Origin of the sequence: Gordonia amicalis NBRC 100051 = JCM 11271, from assembly GCF_000332995.1 — a bacterium.
In the GTDB taxonomy this organism is placed as follows: Bacteria; Actinomycetota; Actinomycetes; order Mycobacteriales; family Mycobacteriaceae; genus Gordonia; species Gordonia amicalis.
Window position 1 is genome coordinate 1 of record NZ_BANS01000025.1, and the last position, 20758, is coordinate 20758.

Here is a 20758-nt window from a genome sequence, read left to right on the forward strand (position 1 = left end):
AAACGCGGGTCCCAGTGATGTCCGTTGGCGACGACGAGGAGGTCGAACCGGCGTCGTTCACCGTGTTGGGTCTCCAGCTCCCAGCCGCCGCCGTCGAGCCGGCGTGCGTGTTCGACGCCATTGGTGAACTCGATCGAGGGGATGAGGTCGAAGGCCTCTGCATAGGCGTCGAGGTAGGCCTTGATCTGCGTGTGGTGCGGGAAGTCGGGATACTCGTCCGGCATCGGGAAGTCGCGGAAGGACAGCTGGTGCTTGGAGGTGTCGATGTGCAGCGACCGGTAGGCACTGCTGTGACCGTTCGGATTGCCGAACGCCCAGTTGCCGCCGATGCGGTCGGAACTCTCGAAACACGTGTACGGGACGCCGTAGTCGGTGAGCATTTTGCCTGCGGTCAGACCGCTGATCCCGGCGCCGATGATCGCGGTGGTCGGTAAGCGCACGCTTCCCCCTCTGGACAGACATCAGTTCTGGACAAACATCGGGTGTAGACACAATCTGGTTTGTGTCTACACGATGGTCGGGGCCGTGTACACAGATTCCGCGAACTGTCTACGGCCTTGTTAGTCTTCGCCGGAGCACACACGCCACCACGAGCAACGCAGACCGCAGAGCAACGCAGGAGAACCCGTGACCGAGACAACCAACCCGTCGGTTCACGACCGCCTGCTCGACGCCACCGAGAAGTTGCTGGCGGACAAGGGCATTCGCGCCACCACGATGCAACAGGTCGCCGAGTCGGCCGGGGTCTCCCGAGCCTGGCTGTACCGGCACTACCCGGACAAACCGTCCATGATCGGCGCCACCATCGTGCGACTGACGGAATCGTTCTGGCGGGACGCGCGGACCGCGCTCGACGACATCGGCGATCTCGCCGGTCAGCTGACCGCCGGTGTGCGGATCGGCCGTGGCGCCTACGACGACCCCGGCACCCTCCTGATGCGGCTGCGTACCGAGGAGCCGACAGAGTTCGCCGAATGCGCGGGCGTCGGCGTCGTGAAACTGGTCCCGGACCTCGCCGGCTTCTGGTTCCCCTACGTCGAGGCGGCCGCCGGCCGGGGCGAGATCCATCCCGCGCACGATCTGCACGAGGTCGCCGAATGGGTTGCGCGCGTGTTGATCAGCCTCGGAACCACGCCGAGCGAGACCATCGACATCGACGACGCCGGACAGGTCCGGCGCCACCTCGACCGTTTCGTGATGCCCGGCCTGCGCACCGACCCCGGCGCCTGACGGACCGCTAGACGACCGCCGGTGCGAGCTCGAGTTTGCCGGCCAGCTTGGCCAGGTATCCGCTGGCGCGCTCGACCGAGTCGTCGGGAAGGCCGTACAGCACGGTCGTGACACCGATCTCGCGCCACTTCTCGAGCTTCTCGGCCACCGGCTTGAAGTCGAGGACGACGACCTGCGGGTCGCTTTCCCGGCCGGAGTCGGCCCAGATCCGCTTGAGCAGCGCCACCGAACCCTCGATGTCGTCTTCGCCCGGCGTGGTGATCCAGCCGTCGGCGCTGCGGGCGATCCACTTGAAGTTCTTTTCCGTGCCGGCACCGCCGACCTGCACCGGAATATGCGCCTGCGTCGACTTCGGCCACGCCCAACTGGGACCGAACCTGACGAATTCGCCGTCGAATTCGGCTTCCTCCTGCGTCCACAGCGCCCGCATCGCCTCGAGGTACTCGCGCAGCATGGTCCGGCGACGCTTCGGTGGCACGTGGTGGTCTTCGAGCTCGTCGAGGTTCCACCCGAATCCGACGCCAAGGGTCACCCGGCCACCGGAGAGGTGGTCGAGCGTCGCAATGGTCTTGGCGAGGGTGATGGGGTCGGACTGCACGGGAAGGGCCACCGCAGTGCCCAGTCGAATCCGCTCGGTCACCGCGGCCGCGGCCGCGAGTGACGTCCACGGGTCGAGGGTTCTCATGTACCGATCGTCGGGCAGGGTCTCGTCACCGGTCTGCGGATGCGCGGCGTCGCGACGAGTGGGGATGTGTCCGTGCTCGGGGACGTAGTACGACGCGAAGCCGGCGTTCTCGATCAGCGGCGCCAGGATGTGCGGCATGAGGCCACGATCACTGGTGAACTGTACGATTCCGAAATCCATGAGGGCCTCCCCGGGCGCCGTTGCTGCCGCCCTCTCAGAATCGGACGGTTGACTGGACACCAGTCTAGGTGATGGGCGCCACAGAGACCAGGGGTTCAGACCCTTCGAGGCTCGTCGCTTGCGCTCCTCGCACCTCAGGGAGCGACGGTCCGGCTAGGGCGCGACAACGAGCCGTTGCCGGACATCACGGAAGATTCCGTTGGCGACGCTGGTGCGGCTCACGGCATCGGCGGCCAGGACGACAGCCGCCGAGGTCCAGCAGCTCTTCTCCACCGGCCAGCGCTTGCCGTCCGCGAAAACCAGTCCCGTCCAATATGATCCGTCGGGATCGCGCAGGTGCTGTATGGAGGCGATCAGCTCGACCGCATCAGCTGTGTCGCCCAGCGCGTCGAGAGCCAGTGCCAACTCGCAGGTTTCGGCGCCGGTGACCCATGGGCGGTGGTCGACGCACCGCACACCCTTGCCGGGGACGACGAACTGGTCCCAGCGACGGGCGATCAGTTCCTGACCCTCCTGGCCGCGCATCGCACCGCCGAGGATCGGGTAGTACCAGTCCATCGAGTGTTCGGACGGGGGCGTGAAGATCTCCCACTCGTCCCGCACGATGTCGGCGCGGATCACATCCCCGAGCCTGGTGTGGGCGACGATCCAGTCCTCGTCGGGCTGATCCATCTGACCGGCGATCCGGATCGCACAGTCCAGAGCCTGAAAGATGCTGGAGTTGCCCGTGATCAGGGCTTCACCGAACATGGCGCCGGTGCGGTGGTCGCCACCCCACCGGAACGCGCCGTCCTCGCGCTGGAATCGGAGGACGCAGTCGATCGCCGACCAGACCGCCGGCCACATCCGTTGCAGGAAGCCATCATCCCCGGTGATCAGGTAGTGATGCCACACCCCGACCGCGATGTAGGCGCAGAAGTTGCTGTCGGTGCCGGCATCCTCGACCTTGCCGCACACAGTGCGGATCGGCCAGGAACCATCGGCTCGCTGCTTGCGCCGCGACCACTCGTAAGCGGCCTCGGCCTCGGCGTGAAAACCGGTGACCGACAACGCCATCGCCGATTCGATGTGGTCCCACGGATCGGTTTGCCCGCCGGGGAACCACGGCAGTGCGCCGGATTCCTCCTGCATGCCGACGATCGCTGCGCCGGTGGCGCGCATCTGCTCGGCGGTGACCACTCCAGGGACAGCCGGAGCGACCGTCATGAAGACGCAGCAATCTCGGGCTTACGGAGATACAGGGCCACGGACTTCCCGATGAACGGGTTGAGCACCTGCTCACCCACCCGGGTCAGCCACGGCTTGCTCATCATGTCCCAGACGAGCAGCTGGTGGTAGCCCTTCACCAGCGGGTTGTCGTTGTTCTCCACGCCGACAGCACATTTCAGCCACCAGTACGGAGCGTGCAGAGCGTGTGCGTGATCGGTGCCGGTGACCTCGAGGCCCGCCGTGCGCAGCTTGCCGGCCAGTTCGGAGGCCTTGTAGATGCGGACGTGTCCGCCCTCTACCTCGTGGTACTCATCCGACAGGGCCCAGCAGACCTTCTCCGGCCAGTACCGCGGCACCGTCACCGCGGCCACCCCACCGGGCTTGAGAACGCGAACCATCTCGCTGATCGCACTCTCGTCGGACGGAATGTGCTCCAGGATCTCCGACATCAGCACCACATCGAAGCTGTTGTCCGCGTACGGGAGACGCAGTGCGTCACCGACCTCGGCGCGCGCCTTGGCCGAAGCGGGCACATGCCCCTCGGCCGTCATGGCGTCGAACATCTCCGCGACATCGGCCATGTCGCTCTCCGACATGTCGAAGGCGATGACATCCGCGCCCCGCCGGAACATCTCGAAGGAGTGTCGTCCCTGACCCGCCCCGATGTCGATCGCCTTGGTGCCCGGGCCCACGCCCAGACGGTCGAAATCAACTGTCAGCACTCGATGTCCCTTCTGTTGCTCGCCGGTGTCCGGCCAGCACGGTTTCGTAGTGGGCCGCCGTCTTCGCGGCCACCGCCGCCCAGCTGTAGTTCTCCTCGGCCCGGCGCCGTCCGCCCGAGCCCAGACGAGCCCGCAGCTCGGCGTCGTCGAAGAGTCGACCGATCGCCTGCGCCAGACGCCCGGAGTCCCGCGGCGGAACCAGCAGCGCGGCTTCCTCGCCCGTACCGACGACCTCCGGGATCGCGCCGGCGCGAGTGGCCACCAGCGGTGTGCCACAGCTCATCGCCTCGACCGCCGGCAACGAGAAGCCCTCGTACAGGGACGGCACGCATGCAACCTCGGCCGAGGCCAGGAGTTCCGCGATCTCGGAGTCCTCGAGCCCCGAGACCACCGACACCCGATCGGCGATCGCGAGATCCTCGATCATCGCGGCAGACGGTCCATTCGGGTCCAATTTGGACACCAGTACCAGTTGCACGTCGTCGCGTTCGGCGGCGAGCTTCGCCACCGCCTCGAGCAGGTACGACACCCCCTTGAGAGGTGCGTCTGCACTGGCGATGCTGACGATGCGTCCCGGTACGCGTTCGGTTCCGGGCGTGAAGATCTCGGTGTCGACGCCGAGTGGAATCGTCGTGATACGGCCCGACGGGATGTCGAAGGCCTTGCGGATGTCGACCTCGCTGCTACGGGAGACGGTGAGCAGTTCCGGGATCCGGCGCGACACACGTCCCTGCATACGCAGGAAGGAATGCCACCGCCACGCAGTGATCTTGCGCCAGCCCTTGGCCGCGCGGACCGCGAGGGTGCGGTCCCGCGTGATCGGGTGGTGGATCGTCGCGATCAGCGGGAAGCCCGCCTTCTGGATGTCGAGCAATCCGTAACCGAGACACTGGTTGTCGTGCACGATGTCGAAGTCGTCGCGCCGCTCCTTCAGCAACCGGGCGACCCGGAGGCTGAAGGTGAGCGGCTCGCCGAAGCTCGCCGTCCACATCGATCCGACCTCGAGCAGGTCGATCCAGTCGCGGTACTCGCTCAGTCCCGGGGTACGGAAGGGGTCCGGCTCGTCGTAGAGCCCGAGGCTCGGCACCTTGGTGATCGTGACACCGGCGTCGATGGCCGACTGGTCCAGTTCCGGGTACGGCTGCCCCGAGAAGATCTCGACGCTGTGCCCGAGAAGCGCGAGCTCTCGGGACAGATGACGGACGTACACCCCCTGCCCACCGCAATGAGGTTTGCTGCGGTAGGACAGCAGTGCAATCCGCACGGTTACTGCGCCCCGGCGGTGGCAGCCGCCTCGAACTCGGAGATGCTCACGAACTTCGCACGCGCACGGCCGGCCGCCTTGCCCGCCGACTTCTCGGCGGCGTCGATGGCCTTCCACCCGGCGAGGTCGATGCGGTTGGCACCGCGATCGGCGACGAGCGCGGCGACATCGTCACGCGGGGTCGACGGATCGGCGATCGTGCCGGCGACGAAGTCGTCGATCACGGCGCGCGCCGTCTCCTGACCACACAGCCGATTCATGCCGATCCCGCCGGTGGCCCCGCGCTTGATCCACCCGGTGACGTACAGGCCCGGCATGACCTCGCCGTCGGCGGCCACCTGGACCCGCCCGCCGGCATTCGGGACGACGCCGCGTCCCTCGTCGAAGGGGAGGTCGGTGACCGGGACGCCCCGGTAGCCGATGGCTCGCAGCACCAGGCCCGTCTCGAGGTCGAACCGCTCATCGGTCGGCGTCACGGCCACTCGCCCGGAGGCGTCGGTGTAGGCATTGCGCACGCACGTCAGCGCGGTCACCTCTCCGTCACCGGCGATCTCCACAGGAGACGTCAGGAAGCGGAAGACGATGCGCTTGTTGCCGGGCGTCTGCGGCCGTTCGGTGAACTCGCGGGCCAGCCGGATCTTGGTTGCGATGGTGGAGTCGAGCGTGTCGTCGGCCAGCGCCGCCTCGGTGGCCGGGTCGAGGGCGAGGTCCTCGGGATCGATGACCACGTCGACCCCCTCGACGTCGCCGAGGGCCAGGAACTCGCTGTTGGTGTAGGCAGCCTGGGCGACGCCTCGCCGGCCGAGCAGCACGACCTCCTTGATGTTCGACTCACGCAGCTTCGCCAGGGCGTGGTCGGCGATGTCGGTCTTGGCCAGCTCGTCGGGATCGGTCACGAGGATGCGTGCCACGTCGAGCGCCACGTTGCCGTTTCCGACCACCACCGCGCGCTCCGAGGACAGGTCGACATCGAGGTCGGCGAAGTCCGGGTGGCCGTTGTACCAGGCGACGAACTGAGTGGCCGCGACGGAGTTGCGCAGGTCCTCCCCCTCGATGCCCAGCCGCTTGTCGGTGGCGGCACCCACCGCGTAGATGACCGCGTGGTAGCGCGCGACGAGTTCGTCGTGGCTGATGTGCTTGCCGACCTCGACGTTGAGGTAGTAGTCGAAGTTCTTCTTGGCGGCGACGGACGCGAAGGTCTTCTCGACGCCCTTGGTGGCGGCGTGGTCCGGGGCGACGCCCGCGCGGACCAGGCCGTAGGGCGTGGGCAGGCGATCGAACATGTCGACCTTGATGCTCTGCTTGCGCACGAGTTCCTCGGCGGCGTAGAAGGCGGCCGGCCCGGCGCCGATGATCGCCACGTGCAGCTCCTTGTCGGGCAGCTGCGGCGACTTGCGCGGCGGGACGAGCCCGCCCTCGACGTCGTGGTCCTTGTAGTAGTCCGCGTTGATCTGCAGATACGGCTCGTCGCGCTCGGTGAGCTGATCGTCGGGGACGATCGCCTCGACCGGGCACTCGTCGATGCACGCGCCGCAGTCGATGCAGGTCTCCGGGTCGATGTAGAGCGCCTCGGCCGTCAGGAATTCCGGCTCGTCGGGCGTCGGGTGGATACAGTTCACCGGACACACGCTCACGCAACTCGCGTCGTTGCAACATGGCCGGGTAATCACATGCGCCATCTGCTGTTTCCTCGTAATCCAACACGTAGAACGTGTTCTAGTTTCGGCCTTGACTGTATCTTAACTGCAAAGATACCTGCGACCCATTGAAGGGACTCGAGTGAGCCAGGTTACTTCAGGTGTACAAGCGGGATCATTACCGGCCCGCAAGGACGGCGCCCGGTTCTACCAGGCGCAGTACCGGGTCCGGACCGGTGATGTCGATCAGGACATGCGGGTGCGGCTCGACGCCGTCGCTCGATATCTGCAGGACATCGCCAACGACAACCTCGAGGCCACGGAGTTCGGCAAGACCGAACCGTTCTGGATCGTCCGGCGAACCGTCATCGACGTCATCCGGCCGATTTCCTGGCCCGGGACGGTGACGGCCCAGCGCTGGTGCGGGGCCCTGTCGACGCGGTGGACCAACATGCGGGTACGTCTGACCTCCGACCACGAGACCAACCGGTTCAATCCCGACCCGCGTCCCGAGGGCCTGATCGAGACCGAGGCGTTCTGGATCAACGTCAACGACAAGGGCGTGCCCTCGCGGCTGTCGGACGAGGCCTTCGAGATGCTGTCGTCGATGACCGACGAACACCGTCTGCGGTGGAAGTCGATGAACCCGGAGAAGGCTCCGGCCGCCGAGGACATCCCGTTCCCCGATCGCGAGCACGTCCTGCGCATCACCGACTTCGATCCGTTCAAGCACCTCAACAACGCCGCCTACCTCGAGGCCATCGAGGACGAGCTGGTCGAACACCCCGATCTCGTCGACATGCCGCACCGGGTGGTCATCGAGTACCTGCGGCCCATCGTCCCCGGGACGCGCCTCACCCTTCGTCGCGTCCGCGAGGGCGACCAGCTGACGGTGTGGCTGCTGGTACCAGGGTCCGGCGACGAGCTGGTCGTTGCCGCGAGTGTGGTGGTGGGGCCGCTACCGGCCTGAGGCGCGGCGCTACTGACCGCCCTGGAGGAGCAGTTCCATCAGCTTGATCGGGGCTGCGCACGGGTCCCCCTGGGGCGCGCTGCGGGGTTCGACGAACCAGGTGAAGATCCCCCGGCTGGGCGCCCGCGCGGTGACCCCGCAGACGCCCGGACGGTCGGGACTGCGCTGGGTGAAGGCGGACTGGCTGGCGACCTTGATGTTCTCGGTCTGGAATCCGAGCTTCTTCGCCGTCTCCTTCTCGAGGTTGACGTTGCCCCATTCGAACCAGTTGAACGTCACGCTGACGACGTCGGTGGCACCGGACACCAGCCAACGGCAGATGGCACCGCTGAAGGATCGCTCGGCGAATCCACCGCCGGCCACGACGTCGGCGATCATGGCGTCGGGGAGCACGTCGCATTCGAGGAGCAGCTTGTCGAACTGATCGGTGTCGATGTCACTGCTGCCGGACTGTCCGGCGGCGCCCACCGGCACCGGCTCACCGTCGACCGTTCGTGCACACCCGGCGAGCGCGGTCAGGCCGAGGAGAAGGGCGATGAGAACCGCCAGCGGCCGCCTCATGACGCACGCTCGATCGACAGTGTCGCCAACTCCCGGGCGGCGTCGCAGATCTGCTCGATCGGACGGGCCTGCTGTGCGTCGCCGCGGATGGACCATTCGAAGAAGTCGGCCCCGAAACCGATACCGACCTCACAGATCTGACCGGACTGGGTGTAGCCGATGAACCCCTGATGACCGTCGATCTCGAGCTTGTTCGTGACATCGCGCGACAACTTGACGTTGGCCTCTTCCCGGCCGATGGGTGAACCCCGGTACCAGTTGAACGAGGCGACCGCGCCCGTGCGCGAGCCGGTGGTGTCCCACTCACAGACCGAGGTGTTGTTGACGGTCTCGGTGAGCCCGCCGAAACCGGTGATCCGGGTGACCTCGTCCAGCGTCACCCCACCGCATTTGCCGAAAAACGGTCCGGAGCCCGCCTGGGCGGGGGCCTCCGGGGTGTTCGGCTTGTTCGGGTCGGCCGGCGCGTCGTCCGAACAACCGCCGACCAGCAGCACGACGACGGCGAGGAGTGCGACGAGGAAGCTCGAGTCGCGGAGCCGATCGAGTTGTCGCCGTTCACGTTTGGTGGGCCTGCCGGCGCCGCGGTCACGACGGGGCTGGCTTGCGAGGATCTCCTTGGGCGGAGGTGGAGGGGACCGGTCGACGAAACATTCGGCGGCCATCGGCGCGGACACCCGCTTGTTGATCGTCTTGATCACCTCGACGATGCGTTCGCGCCCGGCCAGACGGACACGGATCTCGTCGCCCGGAACCACGGGCTGAGCGGGCTTCGCGGTTACGCCGTTGACCCGCACATGGCCACCCCGGCACGCCGCACCCGCCGCGGATCGGGTCTTGGTCAAACGGATCGCCCAGATGTAGGCATCGACGCGCGTGGACATGGTCAGCGACCCGGCCGCCCGGCCGCCGGGCCGTGGTGACGACCCGAATAGTCGATCATGTGCCCGCACTCCCTTCACCCGCGTGCGCCCGCCGCCGACGCGCACGGCGTCGCGGTCGAGCTCAGTGGCCACCACTGTAGCCGCGCCCGCCGTCGAGTCGCGGTTTCACCGCGCGGGCGACGTGCTCACCGTTTGCGGGTCAACAGATACACTCCGCCGCCGACGGCGAGGACGGCGAACAGGATCGCCAGGAACGTCTGGTCGAGCAGCAGCAGGACCACGAACACGGCGATGCCCGGCGAGACCGCGACCAGGCTCATCACCGGATGCTCCCGGACGACCTCCGACACCGCTCTGCTTCTGTCGCGATCGATCGCCATCACGACCTCCTCATCGGCTCCGCGTGGCGTCCAGCCCCGCTTTTCGTCCAGAGTAGTGGTCGACGCCCCGGCACGGATCGAGTGCAATGCCGGGGCGCCGGTCTGGGGGGCGGCCGGTGTCAGGCCGCTTCTGCGCCGGAGCTGCTCGCCGAGTCCGAGCCCGAGTCCGATGCGCTGGCGGAGTCGGTGTCCGAACCCGCGTCGCCGCCGGCGTCCGGACCCGCGTCGCCGCCGCTGTCCGAACCGGCGCCGTCGGAACCGGAACCGCTGGAGCCGCTGCCCGATTCACCGCCGTCGTCGGTGCCCGAACCGTCGTCGTTGCCCGCACCGTCGTCCGAGCCCGCACCGGTGTCCTCGGCGTCCACCGCGGTTTCGGGGGCGCGGTGCTTGCCCTCGTAGGTGGCGCGATGCTTGCCGACGTATTCCTCTTCCTCGACGACGTCGCTGCCCGACTCGCCGGTCTCGGGGGCAGCGAGCTCGGGGGCTTCGGTGTCCGCAGAGGTGACCGACGCGAACCCGGTGGGGGCCGAGGCCGCGACCCGGGCGACGGTGTTCGACTGCGGGATCACCGCGTCGTCGGTCGCCGGGATACCGAAGGGGAACTCGTAGCTCGGTATGTGGATCACCGGGACGATCTCGCCGGTGTCGAGCTGACCGAAGGAGATGACCGGGCGGCCGAGACGATTGGGCCGGAGTTCGCCGTTCACCTCGACCAGGGGACGGAAGGTGACCGTGGAGCCGAGCCAGTCGACGGTGATCGGCCCGGTGAAGCCGTAGTCGCTGGTGAGGCGGAGGAAGTTGCCGCTGAGCAGGCCGTGGTCGCCCCCGACACTGAGCCGGGCGAAGTCCTTGGAGAGGGAGAACCAGTCTCCGTCGAAGTCGACACCTTCGCCGCCGAGCAGCGCGGACGCCAAGCCGGACAGGATCTCGAGACCTGCGCCGCCCAGTACGCCGGTCGGGTCCGCCAGGAGCGCAGTCGGGTCGGTGAGCGCGAACTGCACCTCGCCGTTGGGCTGCTGGTAACGGAAGTCGAAGGTTCCGGCGACATTCGCACACGCGCCGACGCCGTCGGCGTAGCCGGCGGTGAGTCCGCCGTAGCAACCGACGCCCGTGATCCCCGGGATGGTGGCCAGAGGTTTGCCGAGAACGGTCACGTCGAGATCGCCGGTGTTCCACGCGTGGGCCGAACCGATCACCGCGAAGGCGAACGCCGACCGGCCGTCGCTGGCCCCGGCGGTCGCGATGCTCAGCGGCAGGTAGGAGACGGCGGTGGCATCACCGTCGCGGTATGCGAGGGCAAACTGAAAACCGTTGCCCTTGACCGTCGCCGAGCCGGTGGTGTCGGGTTCGGGTGTGATCTCGGAGGGCAGCTCCGTCTGGAAGATCGGCACGAGAATGACGTTCGCGGCATCCTTGATCCACTGCGGAATACCGTCGTAGAGCTCCTTGAACGAGCCGTACACGCCGACCGGGACCAGCTCGAGGCTGTCGGGCAGCACGACCGCGACGCCGAATCCACCGAGGTCGGTGGACGAATCGGAGCAGTCCGCTCCCCCATTGCCACCGCCCGATGCGCAGAGCTCGATCCGCCACGCCTCGACGAGCTCGGCCAGAGCCTCGTTGTTGATGTCGGCGAAGAGGTCGCCCAGCGGATTCGTACCGTACTCGTTCTTCAGGTCCTTGATCTGGTTCGCCAGACCGGAGCCGGTCGTGGGGGTCGGCCACAACGACAATGCCTCTGCCGCGGCCGGTTCCATCGCCTGTCCGGCGCCGATCGCGGCGACCGTGGCGAGCGCGGCAGCACCCGCGACGACGCGGTGCTGGCGCTTCTGCTTGCGGTCCGCGCGGCGCGCGACCTTCTCCGAACGCTGAGTTCCGTTCCGCCCCATGCTGGTCACTCGTCCAACTTTCTTCTCCCACCCCTTGCGCTGAGCAAGTTAAGCACCGGGGATCGAAAATTGGTAGCCGACGCGGCGCCACGGCACGAAAGCGACCTGCTGGACAAACGACCAGGTCGGAAGGTTTGCGCGAGACGGATGCGGCCGCCCCGATCCGTATGACGTCGAACCCGGATACCGGGCTCGACGTCATACGGATGAGATGCGGGTGGGCGAGGTCGGGACTACCAGCGGTCGCGGTCGAGTTCCGTTCCGGCAGCACCGGCGTCGGCCGCGCAACCGAAGCCGACGATCCACCGCGCCGGTCCCGTCTCGCCGGCGGCCACCTCGACCTTGCCCAGCATCATCGGTTCCGGCAGAGCGGCGAGGAACTCGCCGAGCGCGGCCGGCGACAACCGCCAGATCTCGCCCCGAATGGCCCGTCCGGCAGCAGGATCGCGGATCAGGCCCGGTTTCGGCGGGATGGTGTCGAGCGCTACGAGTCGGTAGGTCGGGGTCGTGGTGATCTCGCCCGCCCATCGGGCGCCACGCTCGCTGAGCTCGTGGGTGAGCGGCCCGCCCCGCATGTGCGCGCCGAAGACCGCGAGCTCGATCGACTCCGCGGTCTCCACCCACGACGCCCGGATGTCGGGAGCACCGAGGAACCGGCCCGCCACGTCGACGAGGACCGCATCCTCGTGTGCCGTGCCCAGGAAGGTGACGCCGAATTGCGCCTCGGTCCCGTCGGTTTCGGATACGACGCCGCTCGGGACGGCGAGGCCGCAGAGATCGAACAGATTGCAGAAGTTGGTGTACGTGCCCATCCGGGAGTTGACGCCGACCGGGTCGTCGGCGACCTCGGCGATCGTCGGGTGCGCCGGCGCGGTCGGGACCATCAGCACGGTGGCGTCACCCCACTCCTCCATGGCCTCCGTCCGGAGTTCGGCAAGGCGGCGGCGCGCGCGGAGGAGATCCACGGCGGTGAATCGAGCTGCGGCACCGATGATCCCGGCTACGGTGGGGTCGAGCCCGGCATCGTCCGGGTCCGCCGAGTCCAGGAAGTCACCGACCGCGTCGTGCCGTTCGGCGACGAGCGCGTCCTCATACAGAAGTTTCGCAGCCGCCAGGAAGGGCGACAGGTCGACGGTCTTGATCACGAGTCCGGCGGCCTCGGCCCGCAGCACCGCCTCGGCGAACGCGGCGCGCCAGGCCTCGTCGAGTTCAGGCAGGTCGGCGGGCACGGCGACCACGGGACGTTCCGGTGCGGCCAGCGGCGCCGACGAGCCGAACGGCCTCGGGCCCTGCGCTGCAGCCATAGCCGACATGGCGCGGTTCGCCAGTGGGAGGTCGGCGGCGAAGATCGTGACCGTATCATAGCTTGCACACGCCGGCACGACGCCGTCGGTCGAGATCGCCCCGACCGTCGGCTTGACGCCGACGAGCCCTTGTAGGCCCGCGGGTACGCGGCCCGATCCGGCGGTGTCGGTGCCGATCGCTATGTCCGCGAATCCGAGCGCAACCGCCACCGCAGATCCCGAACTCGAACCGCCCGAGATGCGATCGGGTCGTCGCGAATCACGCACGGCGCCATGAGGACTGCGCGTTCCCACGAGTCCGGTCGCGAACTGGTCGAGGTTCGTCTTCCCGATCACCACGGCACCGGCCGCCCGCAGTGCCGCGACCGCGGGTGCGTCTGCGGTCGGCGTGGAGGCGTAGCCCGGGCAGGCCGCGGTGGTCGGCAGCCCGGCGACGTCGACGTTGTCCTTGACCGCGAGGATCGTGCCGGCCAGCGGCCCGCCGGACGCGAGTGCCGCATCGAACTCGGCCGCGACGTCCGCCTGCGGACGCAACGTGAGGAACACCTCGGGACGGTCCGCCGCGGCGATCCGGGTGTAGACCTCGTCGACCTTGCTCATGCCACTCGCTCCTCGTTCCCCACGCCGACCACTGCCGTCTCGGCGCCGTTGCCGTCGTCGGCGAATTCACCCTGCGCCGACCATCTCTGACGCTCCTCGGCCCGGGCGATCTCCATCTTCTCCCGCCGAGAGGCGATGTCGGCGGCATTGTCTTCGAGGTACTGCTGGTGTTCTGCCAGCGAGAAGACACCGTCGACGATCTTGGTACTGTCCCCGCGTCCGGCAGCGACGTGGGCGCGCATGTCGAGGAGTTCCTCGGCACTCACCGGGTACCAGTGGATACGGTCGAAGAAGCGCAGCAACCATGGGTGTTCGGGATCGAAACCGGGAGCCGGCTGCGGGTGGCGATGGTTCCACACCTGCGTGGTGCGTCCGACGAACTGATAGCCGCCGGGACCCTCCATTCCGTAGATGCACAGGTAAGCACCGCCGATGCCGACCGCGTTCTCCGGCGTCCAGGTCCGCGCCGGGTTGTACTTCGTCGTGACGAGCCGGTGGCGGGGGTCCAGCGGAACCGCCACCGGCGCACCGAGATACACGTCGCCCAGGCCGAGTACCAGATAGCTGGCGTCGAACACGGTGCGATAGACGTCGTCGACGGAGTCGAGGCCGTTCATGCGGCGGATGAACTCGATGTTCCACGGGCACCAGGGAGCGTCGGAACGCACACCGAGCATGTAGCGTTCGATGGCCTCCCGGGTGGCCGGGTCGTCCCACGACAGCGGCAGGTGAACCGTTCGGCTGGGCACCACGAGATCTTCGGCGGCGGGAAGCTCGCTCTCGCATTCGGCCAGCCATTCGAGCATCTGCGTCTGTGACCACACATCCGGGTCCGCTTTCACCTGCAGCGACCGGATGCCGGGCGTGAGATCGATCAGACCCCGGGGCTCTTCGGCGGCGATGCGCTCACTCAGCGCGTGCACACGTGCCCGGAGCGCCAGGTCGAGCTGCATCTCGCCGTATTCGACGAGGATGTTGTCGTCTCCGGAGCGGCGGTACGTCACCGACGTCGACCCGTCGGCGGTCGTCGTCGAGCCGAGGATTCCGTTGTCGGCGTCGCCGCCCGAGGACAGGACGTCGACGAAACTGGCGCGCCGGCCGAGGCCGGTCTCCTTGGGCGAGGCGGTCTCCGCACTGCGCACGGCCACGAAGCGGATCGTGTCACCGGGCTTGAGCTGACCGAGCTTCCACCGCTGGGCGGTCACGACCGTCACCGGGCACACGAATCCGCCGAGGCTCGGCCCGTCGGGTCCGAGAAGGATCGGTGTGTCGCCGGTGAAGTCCAGGGCACCAACGGAGTACGCGTTGTCGTGGATGTTCGACGGATGCAGTCCGGCTTCGCCGCCGTCATTGCGCGCCCATCGCGGCTTGGGACCGATCAGCCGGATGCCCGTCCGGTCGGAGTTGAAGTGCACCTCGTAATCGGTGGCGAACAGGTCGGCGATGTCGGCCTCGGTGAAGAACTCGGGTGCGCCGTGCGGACCGACGGTCACCGCCAGTTGCCAGGTGTTGGTCAAGGCGGGCTGCTCGTCGCCGAGGATGCGCCGCGCCGGACCGGTCGGACCGCCCAGCAGTGCGAGCTGATCGCCCGCCGCGAGCGGCCGGCCGTCGAGTCCACCGAAACGCCCCATCGTGAAGGTCGAACGGCTACCGAGATAATCCTCCGCGTCGAATCCGCCCGACACCGCGATGTATGCCCGCATGCCCAGCGACCCGACGGTACCCACGTCGAGGACGTCACCGGCAGCCACCGACAACGGAACCCATTGCGGCACGGGCCGTCCGTTGAGCGTCACGGCGACCGGCGCACCGGTGACCGCCACGACGGCCCCGGCCTCGAAACGCAATGCCGGACCCATGAGGGTGATCTCGAGGCCGGCCGCCGCCTCGGGGTTGCCGACCGCGAGGTTGGCGAGCCGGAACGACAGGTCGTCCATCGGCCCGGAGGGCGGTACCCCGACCTTCCAGTACCCGGTACGACCGGGCCAGTCCTGGATGGTGGTGAGCGGGCCGGACCGCAGGACGGTGACGGGGGCCGGCGTGGGGGCCCCGATGGAGGCAGACATGGTGTGGTCCCTCGGTGAGTCGGTGAGCTGTACGGATTCGACGCGGCGGAGGTGTCAGGCGGCTGGTCGGGTCACGATGACCCGGACCGCGGTCGGGTCGAATCCGTTGCACGGGTTGTTGATCTGCGGGCAGTTGGAGATCAGCACCAGGGTGTCGGTCTCGGCGCGCAGCGCTAGGCGCTTTCCGGGCGCCGACAGTCCGTCGACGATGCCGAGAGACCCGTCGGGGTCGACCGGCACGTTCATGAAGAAGTTGACGTTGCCGACCAGGTCGGCCTTGCCCAGTCCGTGCCGGCTGCCCTCGATCAGGAAGTTCTCGACACACGCGTGCTGATGCTTGGTGTGGTGGCCGTAGCGGAGGGTGTTGGACTCCTGCGAGCACGCACCACCGACGGTGTCGTGGTTGCCGACCTCGTCGGCGACGATCGTCATCAGCGGGTCGCCCTCCTGGTCGCGGATGACGGTGCCGGTGGTCAGGAAGATGTTGCCCTGCGCGGCGATCGTGGCCTGCGCCGAGTAGCGCTTCGTGTGGTCGTCGGCACCGTAGAAGAGGGTGTCCACGGCCTGGTTGCCGTGTAGGTCGACGATGGTGAGCACGTCGCCGGCCGCGACGACACCCGACCAGGGGCCGCGTTCACCCACGGTGGCGTCGTGGACGACCGTGCCGGTGACGAGGGCGAGGCCGGCGGCGGGTGCCGCGGCGAGATCGATGGTGGCGGTCATGAGTGTTCGGTCCTCTCGGGATGGGGAGCTCAGAAACGAGCCGCGGCCCAGGCGTCTTCGGAGTTGGCGACGGCCCGTTGGTATTCGGGGTCGGTGTGTGCGACGCCGGCCAGCAGCGCATCGAGTTCGGCCTGGGCCTTCCACGCGAGCAACTCGAGCGAGGTGGTGTCGAAGGTCGGCGACGGGTCGACGGGGTGTGCGGTGTTCACGATCGCCACGACGCACGGCAGGTGCAGGATGAGGTCGACCGACTTGTCGGCACCGGCGGAACCGGTGGAGCGCAACGAGCCGTCGTCCTCGACCTTCACCCCGTGGAAGAACGACACCGAGGGTGCGACGTCGGTCGGCGTCAGGCCGTGCTTGGCGGCGGCGAGAGTGAACATCTCGCGTCCCGCCGGGGTTGCCGAATGTACATGTCCGTCGCCGTATTTCGCGATGTTGCCGGCGAGAGTGGTCGTGCCGCAGAGGGCGTCGTGATGGCCGGACTCGTCGGCGACGACGGTCGCCAGGACGCGTCCCTGATCACTCAGCAACGGATGTCCGGCGCCGAGATAGGCCTGCCACGGGACCTTCACCGTGTCGGCGACATTGAGCCGCTCCCACGGTGCGTCGGCGCGCCACAACAGGATGTGGGCGCAGGCCGAACCGGCGACGTCGTGCAGGCGCAGGCGCGTACCGCGGGCCAGGACCTTGCTGGTGTAGCGCCCACCGGGAACGGCCTCGGCCCAGGTCAGGGATGCGGGCTCGATGCCCGCGGGTGGGTTCGGCCAGTTCGACGCCGGGACGACCGGCATGCTGTCGGTGATACGGCCGGCCTGCGACCGGGCATGCTCGCGGGCTCCCGCGGTGGTCCCGGTGGCGGTGATGGTGGTCATTCTCGTGACTCCTCCGAGTTGTTCAGGAAGCGGGGAAGGTGACGGGCTTCGGATGTTCCTTGCCGCGTGGGAAACACGCGATCCCGACGAGGACGGTGACGGCGATGCAGATCGGTCCGGCCCAGCGCAGGATCGGCATCTCGCCCGCGGGATCGAAGACCTCGGCGCGTGGCCAGGCCAGGTTGATCACCATGAGCGCTCCGTAGAGCACCGCGAGAGCGTTGACGACGATCCCGAGGCGACCCAGGCTGAACAGCTTCTTGCCGCCGGCGTCGACGCCGCCCCGGTGCGGCCAGCCCTGGAACCGGCGGTAGAGCATCGGACCGGTGACCGCGAGGTAGGCCAGGTAGATCAGGATGATGCAGACGCTGGCGAGTGTCGCGAAGATCGCGGAGTTGCCCACGTTGACCAGCAGGATGCCGATGCAGAGCACACCGATGAGGATCGACGGCGCGATCGGGGTACCGGTGCGGCGGTTGACGTGGGACAGCTGCGCGGAGAACGGGAGCCGGCCGTCGCGGGCCATCGAGAACATCAGTCGCGAGCACGCGGTCTGGATGGCGAGGGTGCAGATGAAGATCGCCACCGCGACGTCGCACAGCAGGACCTTGCCCCAGAAGCTGCCGAGCACCGAGTCCAGGACGTAGGGCAGTCCGCCGGTCGCGAGTTCCTCATCGAGCGTCGGCGCTGCCATGAGCGCACCGAGCAGCATCAGTCCACCGCCGACGGCGGAGACGGTCAGAGCCATCCGGATGGTGCGCGGTGCGACCCGTCGCGGGTCCCGGGTCTCCTCGGCGAGCTCGCCTGCGGAACCGAATCCGACCATGACATATGCGGCCATCAGGCCGGACACGATGAACGCCCAGATGTAGCCGGGTTGCTGCCCGGGGACGCCGGTGTCGAAGACGACGTCGGGGCCGCGGCGGGCGTGGGTGAACAGCGCGAGGATCACCGCGGTGACGCCGACGAGTTCGCAGATGACGCCGATGCTGTTGACGCGGCTCATCCAGGTGACGCCGACACAGTTGATCGCGGTGACGATCACCAGGAGGATCGAGCCGAGCAGCACCGCATTCGCCGCACCGCTGGTACTGGTGAGCGTCGGGTCGTCACCGACGATCTGAAAGCCCGTCCACACCGCAGGCAGGACCACCTGCAGCGCGATGGCCGCGGCGGCGGCGGTGACGATCTGCGCGATCATCATGAACCATCCACCGAACCAGCCGATGACCTCACCGCCCAGGCGGCGGGACCACTGGTAGATGGCACCCGAGATCGGGTACCGCGCAGCGATTTCCGCGAAGCACAGGGCCACCAGGAACTGGCCTGCGTAGACGATCGGCCAGGTCCAGAAGAACGCCGGTCCACCGAATCCGAAGCCGAGTCCGAAGAGCTGGAAGATCGTGGTCAGAATGGAGACGAACGAGAAGCCCGCAGCGAAGGAGGCGAATTTGCCGAGCGAGCGGTGCAGCTGCTGCTCGTAACCGAATTCGGAGAGGTCGTCGGCGTCGAGGTCGCCGGCCGGCGCGGTGGCCGGTGGCGCAACAGCCGTTTCCGGGGTTGAGGTCATGGTGCGTTCCTTCTTGTCGAGGAGCTCCTCGTCGAGCGCGAATCTGTCAGTTGACAGATAAGCGAACGAACATTTCTTGCGGTTGACAGTTTTGTTCCGACCGCGAAAACGGGCGTAACGAGTGCGTTAATCGATGCAGGTCGAGGTATCGCAACGGCCTCCGGAGTCGCTCACACATGGTCCACTGGGTCGAGAACATCCACCAACGCAGGAGGAATCATGGCGACCGGCGCGCGCTCGGCCACCACATCCGGCGGTCCCGGGCGCCCACGCCTGGTGCCGTCGAGACGTCGGGGCGAGACCGCCCGCGACGAGATCCTCGACGCCGCCGCCGAGCTCTTCACGCGCCACGGCTACACCGGGACATCGACGCGGATGATCGCCGAGGCCGTGGGCATCCGTCAGGCATCGATGTACCACTACTTCGGCACCAAGGACGACATCCTCGCGAACCTGCTGGAGACGACCGTGCTCGCCTCGGTCGAACAGGCCCGCGCTCTGCTCGACACCGAGGGACCGGCGTTGGATCGGCTGCTCACACTGGCCCGGTTCGACGTGGAACAGCTCGCCCGCGCACGCTGGAACCTCGGCGCGCTCTATCTGCTACCCGAGGTGGGCGAACCCCGATTCGTCGAATTCCGCTCCGCGCGACAAGAACTCGCCGCCGCCTATGCGGCACTGACGTCCGCGGCGCTGGGCGATCCGGCGGACAAGCGCTGTCTGCTGCCGTTCCGCCTCGTGGAGTCGGTCATCATGATGCGCGCCGACGAACAGCGCGGCGAGCTCGGCAGCCACACCGCCGAGGGTCTCGTCGGCACGATCGTCGGCGCGATCCGGATGCTGACCGAACACCGGCCCTGACCGGCCGACGGCCCAGCGGAGAGCAGAACGACCCTGGCGCAGTAGGTCACTGCGCCAGGGTCGTTGCTCTGGTCCGATCAGCAGCTGCCGACCACACCTCCCTGTAACGCGACCTCCGCCATCCGCAGCAGCGAACACGGCACCGCATCGCGACGGGCGGACTGGGCGGGCGCGATCCTCTTCACCGCCGGCGTCGGCGTCACGCGCCGAACCGCGGGCACCGGGGCCGACCGCGTGACGGCGGACACCGGGGTCAGCTGCCTGATGACGGTCGCCGGTACCGGCGGGGCCACCTGGGCCGGAGCCCGGTCGAGAGAGACCGACGTCGGCTGGGGACGCGTGGCCGGCTTCCGGTTGAGCGGCACCTTCCACCCCTTGTCGTAACCGTGCGCCGCTCCGATGGCGACACCGGCCGCGACTGCCGGCAGCGCGACCAGAGTGGCGACGACAGCGGTCCCGACCAGCGGACCCACGACGAGACCGGTAGGCCAAAGCGGAAGTGTGAGAACGAGTCCGAGTCCACCACCGACCACACCGCCGACGGCCAAGGCCAGCGGAGCCGCGACACCGGCGCCGATCACACCACCGACCGCGGCGTCGCCGACCATCTGTTCGGCGACCTTGTCCGCACGAGCCACCGAAACCCCGTTGCTGCGCAGGACGTCGGAGATACCCGCCACGAGTTCACCCGAGCCGGCACTGATGTCCGCGGCCAGCTGCCGGGACACGACGCTGGGGCGACGTAGCTCGAGATTGCCGATACGCACGACGTCACCGGTTCCGGCCGCTCGATCGGCGACCCGACGGGCGGGCCCCAGCGGCGTCGGATGCACCGACACATCACCCGGCAGAACCCGCGGCCAGGTCGACGTCACGACCGACTCCTGTTTCCCGCCAACGGCCTTCGACACCACCACCTGGGACACCGGACGAAGGTCCGGCAACCTCCCGATCGGCGGGGCCCCGGCGAGAATCCCCGCCGAGGCGAGGTCCGGTGTCGGCGGCCCGGCCCCTGGAGTGGCTGCGTCGGCAGGTGCGGTCACCGCGAACGACGCGGCCATCGCACATCCCAACAGTACGACCGCTGGGCGTCGAACGCGCAAGCCCTGGAAGCGCATTCGGCGTAGCTCGGTCGAAGTCCCTGACCTGCT

The 20758-nt window shown here is 68.0% G+C and carries 19 protein-coding genes; 3 read left to right on the forward strand and 16 right to left on the reverse strand.

Annotated features, from left to right (window positions below):
• The coding region (locus tag GOAMI_RS12650) for an NAD(P)-binding protein (RefSeq protein ID WP_006436927.1) at positions 1-440 on the reverse strand (440 nt) is incomplete at its 3' end.
• A 187-nt stretch (positions 441-627) separates the two neighbouring features.
• Between GOAMI_RS12650 and GOAMI_RS12655 the strand changes: the two genes are divergently transcribed.
• Positions 628-1230 (forward strand): TetR/AcrR family transcriptional regulator, encoded by a 603-nt coding sequence (locus GOAMI_RS12655; protein WP_006436928.1) that lies wholly within the window; start codon positions 628-630, stop codon positions 1228-1230.
• A gap of 7 nt (positions 1231-1237) precedes the next feature.
• On the opposite strand, the gene GOAMI_RS12660 is transcribed toward GOAMI_RS12655, so the two are convergent.
• The 5 genes from GOAMI_RS12660 to GOAMI_RS12680 form a co-directional block, all read right to left on the reverse strand.
• Positions 1238-2095: an LLM class F420-dependent oxidoreductase gene (locus GOAMI_RS12660; protein WP_006436929.1), complete on the reverse strand. Its 858-nt coding sequence runs from the start codon at positions 2093-2095 to the stop codon at positions 1238-1240.
• A 153-nt stretch (positions 2096-2248) separates the two neighbouring features.
• Entirely contained in the window at positions 2249-3301 is a 1053-nt protein-coding gene (locus GOAMI_RS12665) for a prenyltransferase/squalene oxidase repeat-containing protein (RefSeq protein WP_006436930.1), read from the reverse strand.
• Positions 3298-4026, reverse strand: a complete 729-nt coding sequence (locus GOAMI_RS12670; protein ID WP_006436931.1) for a class I SAM-dependent methyltransferase — start codon at positions 4024-4026, stop codon at positions 3298-3300. The genes GOAMI_RS12665 and GOAMI_RS12670 overlap by 4 nt, the downstream gene beginning before the upstream one ends.
• Positions 4013-5290, reverse strand: a complete 1278-nt coding sequence (locus GOAMI_RS12675; protein WP_006436932.1) for a glycosyltransferase family 4 protein — start codon at positions 5288-5290, stop codon at positions 4013-4015. The genes GOAMI_RS12670 and GOAMI_RS12675 overlap by 14 nt, the downstream gene beginning before the upstream one ends.
• 2 nt (positions 5291-5292) lie before the next feature.
• Positions 5293-6969 (reverse strand): FAD-dependent oxidoreductase, encoded by a 1677-nt coding sequence (locus tag GOAMI_RS12680; protein ID WP_006436933.1) that lies wholly within the window; start codon positions 6967-6969, stop codon positions 5293-5295.
• A 100-nt stretch (positions 6970-7069) separates the two neighbouring features.
• Between GOAMI_RS12680 and GOAMI_RS12685 the strand changes: the two genes are divergently transcribed.
• Complete coding sequence (locus tag GOAMI_RS12685) at positions 7070-7897, forward strand: acyl-[acyl-carrier-protein] thioesterase (RefSeq protein WP_006436934.1); 828 nt, start codon at positions 7070-7072, stop codon at positions 7895-7897.
• Positions 7898-7906: 9 nt separating this feature from the next.
• Here GOAMI_RS12685 and GOAMI_RS12690 read toward each other — a convergent pair whose 3' ends face one another.
• From GOAMI_RS12690 to GOAMI_RS12730, 9 genes are all read right to left on the reverse strand, one after another.
• Positions 7907-8458 (reverse strand): DUF3558 domain-containing protein, encoded by a 552-nt coding sequence (locus tag GOAMI_RS12690; RefSeq protein ID WP_006436935.1) that lies wholly within the window; start codon positions 8456-8458, stop codon positions 7907-7909.
• A complete protein-coding gene (locus tag GOAMI_RS12695; RefSeq protein ID WP_040004812.1) occupies positions 8455-9339 on the reverse strand; it encodes a DUF3558 family protein in 885 nt (294 codons plus the stop codon). Before GOAMI_RS12695 ends, GOAMI_RS12690 begins: the two co-directional genes overlap by 4 nt.
• Before the next feature lie 185 nt (positions 9340-9524).
• Positions 9525-9719, reverse strand: a complete 195-nt coding sequence (locus GOAMI_RS12700) for a hypothetical protein (protein WP_006436937.1) — start codon at positions 9717-9719, stop codon at positions 9525-9527.
• A gap of 119 nt (positions 9720-9838) precedes the next feature.
• On the reverse strand, positions 9839-11608 hold the full coding sequence (locus GOAMI_RS12705; protein ID WP_006436938.1) for a hypothetical protein: 1770 nt from the start codon (positions 11606-11608) through the stop codon (positions 9839-9841).
• 233 nt (positions 11609-11841) lie between these two features.
• The gene (gene atzF, locus GOAMI_RS12710) at positions 11842-13512 is read right to left on the reverse strand and encodes an allophanate hydrolase (RefSeq protein ID WP_006436939.1); all 1671 of its coding nucleotides are present in this window, start codon (positions 13510-13512) and stop codon (positions 11842-11844) included.
• Positions 13509-15578 (reverse strand): 5-oxoprolinase/urea amidolyase family protein, encoded by a 2070-nt coding sequence (locus GOAMI_RS12715; RefSeq protein ID WP_006436940.1) that lies wholly within the window; start codon positions 15576-15578, stop codon positions 13509-13511. Before GOAMI_RS12715 ends, atzF begins: the two co-directional genes overlap by 4 nt.
• A gap of 54 nt (positions 15579-15632) precedes the next feature.
• Complete coding sequence (locus tag GOAMI_RS12720; protein WP_006436941.1) at positions 15633-16301, reverse strand: urea amidolyase associated protein UAAP2; 669 nt, start codon at positions 16299-16301, stop codon at positions 15633-15635.
• A 29-nt stretch (positions 16302-16330) separates the two neighbouring features.
• A complete protein-coding gene (locus GOAMI_RS12725; RefSeq protein WP_006436942.1) occupies positions 16331-17176 on the reverse strand; it encodes an urea amidolyase associated protein UAAP1 in 846 nt (281 codons plus the stop codon).
• Between the two features lie 22 nt (positions 17177-17198).
• Entirely contained in the window at positions 17199-18746 is a 1548-nt protein-coding gene (locus tag GOAMI_RS12730) for an amino acid permease (RefSeq protein WP_006436943.1), read from the reverse strand.
• 219 nt (positions 18747-18965) lie between these two features.
• On the opposite strand from GOAMI_RS12730, the gene GOAMI_RS12735 reads away from it, so the two are divergent.
• Positions 18966-19607 carry a TetR/AcrR family transcriptional regulator gene (locus tag GOAMI_RS12735; RefSeq protein ID WP_006436944.1) on the forward strand — a complete coding sequence of 214 codons (642 nt, stop codon included), beginning with the start codon at positions 18966-18968 and terminating at the stop codon, positions 19605-19607.
• A 77-nt stretch (positions 19608-19684) separates the two neighbouring features.
• Here GOAMI_RS12735 and GOAMI_RS12740 read toward each other — a convergent pair whose 3' ends face one another.
• Positions 19685-20668, reverse strand: coding sequence for a hypothetical protein (locus tag GOAMI_RS12740; RefSeq protein ID WP_006436945.1), 984 nt, complete (start codon positions 20666-20668; stop codon positions 19685-19687).
• Between the last annotated feature and the right edge of the window lie 90 nt (positions 20669-20758).